Origin of the sequence: Streptosporangium subroseum, assembly GCF_900188345.1 — a bacterium.
In the GTDB taxonomy this organism is placed as follows: Bacteria; Actinomycetota; Actinomycetes; order Streptosporangiales; family Streptosporangiaceae; genus Streptosporangium; species Streptosporangium subroseum.
In genome coordinates, this window is the sequence record NZ_FZOD01000078.1 from 35,117 (window position 1) to 42,937 (window position 7,821).

Annotated in this window: 7 protein-coding genes; 3 read left to right on the forward strand and 4 right to left on the reverse strand. The window is 66.6% G+C overall.

Translation table 11 applies throughout. The features are described 5' to 3' along the window. Window positions 1–298 precede the first annotated feature (298 nt). The gene (locus CHC08_RS41925; RefSeq protein ID WP_143653585.1) at window positions 299–2,644 is read left to right on the forward strand and encodes a hypothetical protein; all 2,346 of its coding nucleotides are present in this window, start codon (window positions 299–301) and stop codon (window positions 2,642–2,644) included. 39 nt (window positions 2,645–2,683) lie between these two features. Further along, window positions 2,684–3,028 (forward strand): hypothetical protein, encoded by a 345-nt coding sequence (locus CHC08_RS41930; RefSeq protein ID WP_089212960.1) that lies wholly within the window; start codon window positions 2,684–2,686, stop codon window positions 3,026–3,028. A 207-nt stretch (window positions 3,029–3,235) separates the two neighbouring features. Here the strand turns inward: CHC08_RS41930 and CHC08_RS41935 are convergent, their stop codons facing one another. Both CHC08_RS41935 and CHC08_RS41940 read right to left on the reverse strand, forming a co-directional pair. Then, window positions 3,236–4,174, reverse strand: a complete 939-nt coding sequence (locus CHC08_RS41935; RefSeq protein ID WP_218825744.1) for a tyrosine-type recombinase/integrase — start codon at window positions 4,172–4,174, stop codon at window positions 3,236–3,238. A gap of 159 nt (window positions 4,175–4,333) precedes the next feature. Beyond that, window positions 4,334–6,031, reverse strand: coding sequence for a hypothetical protein (locus CHC08_RS41940; protein ID WP_143653586.1), 1,698 nt, complete (start codon window positions 6,029–6,031; stop codon window positions 4,334–4,336). A gap of 346 nt (window positions 6,032–6,377) precedes the next feature. Between CHC08_RS41940 and CHC08_RS50180 the strand changes: the two genes are divergently transcribed. Beyond that, window positions 6,378–6,524, forward strand: coding sequence for a hypothetical protein (locus CHC08_RS50180; protein ID WP_179282522.1), 147 nt, complete (start codon window positions 6,378–6,380; stop codon window positions 6,522–6,524). 111 nt (window positions 6,525–6,635) lie between these two features. On the opposite strand, the gene CHC08_RS41945 is transcribed toward CHC08_RS50180, so the two are convergent. Continuing rightward, window positions 6,636–7,145 carry a DUF4158 domain-containing protein gene (locus CHC08_RS41945; protein ID WP_089212962.1) on the reverse strand — a complete coding sequence of 170 codons (510 nt, stop codon included), beginning with the start codon at window positions 7,143–7,145 and terminating at the stop codon, window positions 6,636–6,638. A 154-nt stretch (window positions 7,146–7,299) separates the two neighbouring features. Then, window positions 7,300–7,821, reverse strand: a 522-nt coding sequence (locus CHC08_RS41950) for a response regulator transcription factor (protein ID WP_218825745.1), incomplete at its 5' end; no start/stop codon positions are given.

The window sequence follows — 7,821 nt, forward strand, 5'->3', positions numbered from 1 at the left end:
GTCCGGTCATGGTCACCGCAAACCCGCCGCGCAGCGTGCGTACGGTTTCGGTTGGGATGGGAAGCGCCGATTACGGCGTGGATGCAGGCGACGACGGTTCAAACCTGCCATGCTTGCGCGTTGACTGCCCGAACAGCCTCAGGAGCCCCTCAAGGCAAATAAAAACGCCCCGCAAAGCGGGGCGCAGGATCACGACGACGACGTTGTGGACACGCGGTAGGTATCAGCTCAAGTCTTTGCTTGGCGGCGGAGGCGAGCGAAACACCTGTTGCGTGTCAATCAAATTGACGAACCGGTGATGACGATACCAGGCATCCAGCCGGTCAGTCATGCATGCCCGGAATTCGACACGCCGGGTGTGTCGCTGACCGACCCCGTTTCCGCCGCACGGCCCGCTGGGCCGGGCGCTGTCAAGGCCGCCCAATGGGAGAGCCTGCGCGCCGAGGCGGCTTTGACGTGGGCACGGCTGGCTCCGCTCATCGCCCAGGCCCCGCACGTGCGCCACTCCCTTGACGGCGGGGAAAGCTTCCCGGCCAAGGGCCGGCGGCCGCTGAAACCGCTGAATCCCGTCCTGCCGAACCGGCCCGCCACGGTGCCGGTGTTCGACCGCGAGCGCGGTACCGGGCACCTGCTGGTGGCCGACCTGGACGTCGGCCGGGCCAAGGCGCTCGGCGCTGGCGACCCCGCGGCCCAGGTCGCCGCCGAGGCGGCCGCGCTGATCGCGCTGATCGAGCGGTGCGGCGGCCGCGCCCTCGCCGATGTGTCCCCCTCCGGCGGTCGCCACGTCTACGTCCTGTTTGCCAAGGCGCTGCCCTGGACCGAGTTGCGCTCCCTGGCCACGGCGATGGCCCGGCGCTTTCCCACCATGGACACGGTGCCGATGTCGAATCCGGGCGGGCAGATCCGCCCGCCCGGCGCCCCGCACAAACTACTGAACGGTCACCTGACCGGGTACATGCGCCTGACCATCGGCCTGGAGGAGGCGGCGGCGATCGCGCGCCGCCCGTGCCGCGCCCGGGTGTGGGAGCGGCTGCACGACGAGCTCGCCGCCGAGCTGCAGCCCTGGGCCCCGGCCCGGCCCGAGCCCGCACCGGCCACCTCACCCGACCCTGACCCCGCGTCGCTGGCGACATCGCCTGTCGCCGGCCGACGGGTCGAGCTCGACGCTGACGGCATGCCCTGGGTGCGCCGCCGGGGCGGCCGCGGCGCTCCCCGGCCGGATCTGGCAGAGCGCGCACGCACCGGGGACTGGAGCGGCTACCACAGCCCGTCGGAGGCCCGGCTGGCGGTGCTGAACTCCATCGCAGCGGCCGGCTGGAAGTTCGCCGAAGTCGTGGAGGAGATCGAGCGCGGCGCCTGGGGCGGGTTGCAGGTGCTGCTGGAGCGACGCTCGACTCCCGAGCAGGAACGCGTGCTGCGCGGGGACTGGCAAAAAGCGATCGACGGAATCGCGGTGGGAAAACCTGCCTCTAAAATCGACACTCACCTGATTTTCTCCACGCCCCCCCTCCCTCCCCAAGAGGTCCGCCCCTGCTCTGAGGGGCCAGGTGAGGGAGGGAAACAAGGCCAAGATCTTTACTTCGTAGATTCGCTGACGCCTGACCCCAGTGATCAAACTACCGCCCTGGTCGCGGACCCTAAACCGCTGAACTTCTGGCAAGAGATCATGGTGTGGAACTCCGCGGTCTGGGCCGCCGAACGCGACATCACCCGCCGGGCCGGCTGGGGCCGGGCCACCCCGGCGATCCGGATGCTGCTGCGCGCCATGGCCGTGGCTGCCCGGCAAAACCACACAACCGCTCCGGCGTTCGGCGTGCGCTGGCTGTCGTTGATGAGCGGCCTGGACCACTCCACGGTGGCCAAACACCTCAAGGCCCTGCGTGAGGAGCCCGACCCGCTGATCGAGCGCATCGTCATCGGCCGCGGCAAGGCCGGCGACCGCTACCAGCTCATCGTGCCCACCGCTTACCGCGCCGAGGCCTCCTGGCGACGCTGGCGCGGCGGCCGCATCGAAACCGTCCACCCCGCCCTGCATCACCTGGGCGCCACCGTCGCGCTGACCTACGAGACCCTGTCGACCGCGCCGACCGGCTCGGCCGAGCTCGCCCGCCTGGCCCTGCTGTCGCCGGCCGCCACCACCCTGGCCCTGCGCACCCTGGCCGCGCTGCAGCTGGCCGAGCGAACCCCGACCGGCTGGATCCGCGGCATGCGCAACCTGGACGAGGTCGCCACCGAGACCGGAGCCGACGTCGAGCAGGCCGAACGCCTGGCCGCCTACCTCGCTGAGCGCGCCCGGTGGCACCAGCTGCTGGAGCTGTGGAGCCTGCCCCCGGCCGATCGCCCCGGCTATCTCGACCGGATGCCTACCGAGCCCGACCTCGCCGAGCTGGTGCCCTGGCCCACCGCCCCCAAAGACGACGGACTACACACCGAACCAGACGACGCCACCGCGATCGACACCCCACCCGTGCCGGTGCTGGCCGCCGCGGCCGAGAACGAGGCGATGGCGTTGCTGCAGCAGATGCTCGGCGCCCACATCATCACCCCACCACAGCCCACCACGCGAGGCCGGCCACGCACCCCCGAACGCGACGACGGCCCCTCTCCACCGACCGGTAACGCGCGGGAAACCATCTTCCCGTGAGCCGAAAAACCCCACCCGACCCATCCGAAGGAGACACCAATGGACGCCGATGACCTGGCGAGATTCGGTGAAGCGACCCGCGCCGCCGACGAGCGACGCGCCCTGGAGATGGCCGAGCTGTACGAAGCCGCAGGACTACTGGCTGAGGTGACGCGTGCTGTTGCCACCCTGGCCAATCACCTGCAGGCTGAAGCCGCGGCCCTGCCCGGTCGCTACATCCTGCGTGACGACACCGGCGACGACCCCGGAGCCCGTCTCGCCGAGATCCGACGTCGCATGGAGCAGATGGTGGAGCTCCTGCAGAAAGCCGAGCTTCATGCCCGCCGTTCTCATGCCGCGATCGGCCACCTTGGCGTGGAGATCGACCCGGCCGCCGAGAGCTGAGCCGAGTCCACGATGCCTCGCTCCGGAGAGAGTCTGTGTTCAAGGTCTCGATTCACTTACGTGTGGGTCATGAGCGACGACCAGGACGGCCCCAACCCCGCGACCTTCACCGAACCCGGGTGGCAGGGGGTTTCTCCCGAACATGACCCCAGCCCCAAAGTAGCTCTGGGTGATCCGTGTGGCACTGCGTGATCTAGCGGGTAGAGATCACCGACGTCGGGCAGCCGGAGCCCGGCCTTCTTGCCAGCGAGCCAGGGCTTCAGGGGAGACTCGCGCGTAGCGAGTGAGGGAAGCGACGGAGGTGTGGCCGGAGTAGGCGAGCAGGGTGGAGGTGTTGGCGCCGTCTTCGGCGGCGTGGGTCAGCGCGCTGTGGCGTAGTTGGTGCAGTGTCCATGGGCCACCGGCCAGCTTGGCAGTGGTGGCCTCGAAGAGTTCAGCAGCGCGGCGGTAGGACAGCCGGGCCCGGCCGCTGGCGGGGTCGAGGTCACTGGGCGGTAACTGGATGCGGGCGCGGCGGTCGGTGAGGAAGACCGGGCCAGCGCGGCGGCCGTCCAACAGGCGGGGCAGCAGCCGTGCGGTGGCCGTTTGCCAGACGATGACATCGACCGCGCGGCCCTTGCGCCGTACTTTCGCGCGCCGGTTGCGCAGGTCGAGCTCGTCGGCGTCGAGGGCCAGGACCTCCTGCGCTCTGGCCGCGCTCTCATACAGCAGCCGAAACAGGGTGCGTTCGCGCAGGCCCAGGGTGGGGCGGGCGAGCAGCGCCTCGACCTCGGCGCGGGCCAGTGCCCGGGTCCGATCCGAGGTGCGCGAGCGGCGGCGGATATGGCGCAGCGGGTCACCGGTCAGCCAGTCCTGCTCGCGCCACCAGGCGCAGGCCGAACCGATCGCGTCCAGGCGGGCGTTGACGGTGGCCGCGGCCGCGCCGCCCCAGCGGCCGGCGAACCAGGCCGCGACGCGGTCGGCGCCGGCCTCGCCGTTCAGCTCGGTCACGGCGGCGCGCTCGCCGAACTCGGCCACCAGCGCCCGGATCGCGATCGTGTAGGCGCGGGCGGTGTTCGCATTGGCGATGGTTGCCAGGAAGGCCTCGGCGGCCGCACCGAGGTGGAGCGCGTTCTCGCTGGCCTTGAACCGGTGCACCGTCGCCACGAGGGCCTCCCGAACAGTTATCGCAGATAAGCAGTGGGAGTCACCGGTGCCGCACGGTGGTGTTTTCCCAGGGGGCCATCGACGTTACCGCAGATAATGCACTCCTATCTGCGATAGTTAGACAAGATCGTTTCGGACATTCTGGCCCCAAAGATCGGATCAGGCGCGCGAGCGTCGGGTGCGCATGACGTTGAGAGCCAGGTAAATGGCTGCGGCAGCGTTGGGTACCAGCTCGATGGCCCGGAAGGAGCTACCCTCCACCGGTTGTAGGTCGGGGCCCAGCCGGAGACGATGCTCCGGCTTGAGCTGCGAGTATTTAGCCTTGGGCTGCGAGTGTTCGATCTCGCCTTCGGCATACTCCCATCCCAGCCTGAAAGGACGTCCTACCTGTTTCGCGGCTTCGATCTCATTACCTAGCCAACGGGGATCATCGACGACCAGGAGAAGGCATATCTCTGGGCGCAGAGTCAGGAGATTGACCGAAACTCCGGTATAGAGAAGATCGCCCCTGCGTTTGGGATTGGTCTGATCGAAGTCTTCTTGCAACCGTGCGACCTCGGGCGCGAGGGTTGGATCGAGTGGTTCACCGACGTCCTCAAGCTGCCAGCCCTCGTAGGCCTCGGCGTCGAAGAGCTCCTCCACCCATTCGCGGTAGAAGTTACGCAGCACTGAGAACTCTGCCCTGCGAGACTTCGCGCTCGATACGACGCGCGCGTTGAAGGGCGCGAAGATCCCGGAAGGGGCCACATGCCGGAAACCGGCGTGAAAAGCCACGTCGGCTGAGCGCTCGGGAAGCAGGATGTCGTAGCTCCCATCGCCGGTGGCCAGCATGACCACCGCGGCGTGCGACAACGCCGCAGCTCTGAACCGGCCTGTTTCGATGGGATCGACCCCTGGCTCCAACTCCTCAGCGATACGTCGATGAAGATTCGCCCGCTGGAGCAGCTCGCTGAGCGGAATCCGGGCTTTGTGACGATTATCTCTGTCCTGCTCCTGCATGAGCTCGGCGTCCAAGCGTTCCGATGTGGCCGCCGAGTGGAAGTAGCGACTCAGGAAAGCATCGAGCTTCGGACCGCCATCGCGGTGAGTCAATCGATCGAAGGCGAACGTGGCGCCAGGAAAGTTGTACCGGAGCTGCTCAGGATTGGATCGCTTGGCCTTCTGATAGGCCCGATTGAGCTCGATGAACTGATGGATTCCCGCCCGGTCGAACTCGGCGTCATCATAATCGTCTGCCGCAGGCACGACGCTGCCCCGCAGCTGCCCGAGCGGGGCTTCGATGTTGTCCCACTGGTGTTGAGGAGCGGGGTAGACGCAGATCGGTATCAGCTGCCCCCACAGGTCGACTAACTGATGGTTGGGGTACAGCGAGCGCAGAGTGGTGTACACACCGGTGTTACCGAGCACGCGCCCCAGCTGTTCCAGCTTCTCTATCGCGGCCTTGCTGAGGGCCCTGGGCGGCGGCGGAGGTGTCAGCTGCGGCAGCGGAGATCGATGTGCGGCCGCAATCTCCTGAGAGGTGTCCTCGGGCAGGTTCTCGAGCGTCTGCCGCCAGGTCTCCCACTCCTGAAGGGTTCCCCACACACCGAGCTCGGCTTTGCCGGCCGGGCCCATCGACCCGTCGTAGCAGGCCAGGACGAACGCTCTCACGAAGTCCTTGTCTTCGAGAAAGACATCCTCGTCTCTTGCGCGCATCTTCTTGTACAGGGCCGTTTTCGACGCGCCGCGACCGGGATACCCATGATCATTGATCATCTTCTCACTTAGGGCCCGTGCGTTCAACGCGGCACGGTTAGCGAGTCGTCTCAACTCGTTCCACAGTTGGACAGCCCGCCAGTCGGGCGCTTCTTCGTTCACTGATCGACCTCCGCCCGGAGCAAAGCAGACCTATGGGATCCAGTGTCGCGAGCCGAGTGCCTGCTGACGAGTACTTGTCGGCAAGGAGCAGAGAGTGTTCTAGATCTTCGAAAGTCCCGTCTTTCCCGTTGATCATGAATTAGTGGATTTGTCCGTCAACCTGTGATGCAGAGACGTCCGCAGACTTGCGGCCCGCGCCGGGCATGGCGCGGGCCGCTCCAGCACCTGCGGGCCTTCATCCGATCCACGGGAGAGGACACGAGTGCTGATGAACACGAGCGTAAGCCGAAACGAGCCACGAAGGCGGTCATGGCTGCTGATCGGGTGGGCCGGTGTGCTTGTTGCAATGGCTGCCGCAGCAGTGCTGCTGGCAGTGCATGAGCCGGTGATCGCCTGGACCATAGGGTTTCCCCTCAACGTGGTCGGGTTCGCCCTCACCGCGCAGAACGCAGCAGCCCGGCTCGTCGATCGCATGAGAGGCGGAGCGGAGTAGGCCAACAACGCCTTCATCGTCTCGAACTCGATGCGGAGTCCGGCTCTGGTGCGCGTGTTCACCGGAGCCGGACTCGTGGCCTCTCGCCGCGTGGCTGCTTTGGTGGACATCTCAGGCGACCAAGTCCAGGTCCAGGTGGGTGTCCATGTCGATTTGGATGGTGCCGTACAGGTTGGCGTGCGACCAGAAGAGCGGACTGAGTGCGCGCCGGTCGGCGTCGGTGAGCCGATCAGCCCAGGCAGGGTCCTTGAGAAGCGACTGCACCAGGACGGTGTTGACGAAGACCAGGGCCGACGCGTCCTCATCGGCCCGGGTCGATTCGCGAAGCCCCAGCGCTTTGCGGATCTGGGAGCGGTGATACTCGATCGTGCTACCCGTCCACGGGTAGTCGGCCAGCAGGCCCGGCTCGACCTTCACCTGTCCAGCCACATAGTCCACCGCAGTCTTGGGAAACTCCCCGACATGCCGGGGGAAACGGGCCTCTAGCTCGAAGAACTTCAGCATCAGGCTGAACCCCAGCCGTGTCGCACCCGACTTGTTCGACACCAACTCCCAGTCGTCGTCCAGCAACGTCCACGCTGCGATCAGCTCTTCCGGTTCCCACTCCCGACGCACCAGCACACCGCCACTCGTCGAACGATCCCCGAGGTCGAGAACACAGTCGAAGGCCGCAGCACTGCTACTGGAACCCCATAAAGGCGATCCAGTTCACCCGACCCTGGCTTGCGGTGGAAGGCCCAGCGGTGGTCAAGGCTCTGAACTGGGAAGGCGCTCGTTAACGTTCAATTTCGGCCGGATGGCCCGGTGGCAAGGGTTCGGTCGTGCGAGATGGCGGGGTCAGACGTCGGCTGGCGTGGCCGGTGGGTGCTTGAGTTCTTCTGGGGGGTTGGCGGATCCACCAGGCGACAGCGGCAGCGCGGCTGTGGACGTTGGCTTTGCCGAAGACGCCTTCGAGGTGTTTGCGGATGGTTCGCGAGCTGATACCGAGTTGGCGGGCGGCTTGGTCGTTGGTGTGGCCGGTGGCGATGAGTGCGAGCACCTGGTTTTCGCGTTCGGTGAGGGTTAATCGGCGTAGTGAGGCGGCGGGCAGGCTGGCGCTGATCTTGGCTTGAATTGCGGTGATCTGGGCTTGGTAGTCCAGTGCCGTGGCGATGAGGTCACGAATGGGATGAAGAGCTCGAGTCTCACGGTCGGAGAAGTCGTGGAGTCTGCGGGTCAAGCCAATGATCACCAGGTCTTCGTCGGTGATGCGTGGTGTCATCATCAGCAGGTGGCGCATGCCGTACTGGGCGAACAC

Coding starts and splice junctions, on each gene's coding strand:
- CHC08_RS50180 (WP_179282522.1), top strand. CDS start 6,378: ATGGCTGCCGCAGCAGTGCTGCTGGCAGTGCATGAGCCGGTGATCGCC.
- CHC08_RS41925 (WP_143653585.1), top strand. CDS start 299: ATGACGATACCAGGCATCCAGCCGGTCAGTCATGCATGCCCGGAATTC.
- CHC08_RS41930 (WP_089212960.1), top strand. CDS start 2,684: ATGGACGCCGATGACCTGGCGAGATTCGGTGAAGCGACCCGCGCCGCC.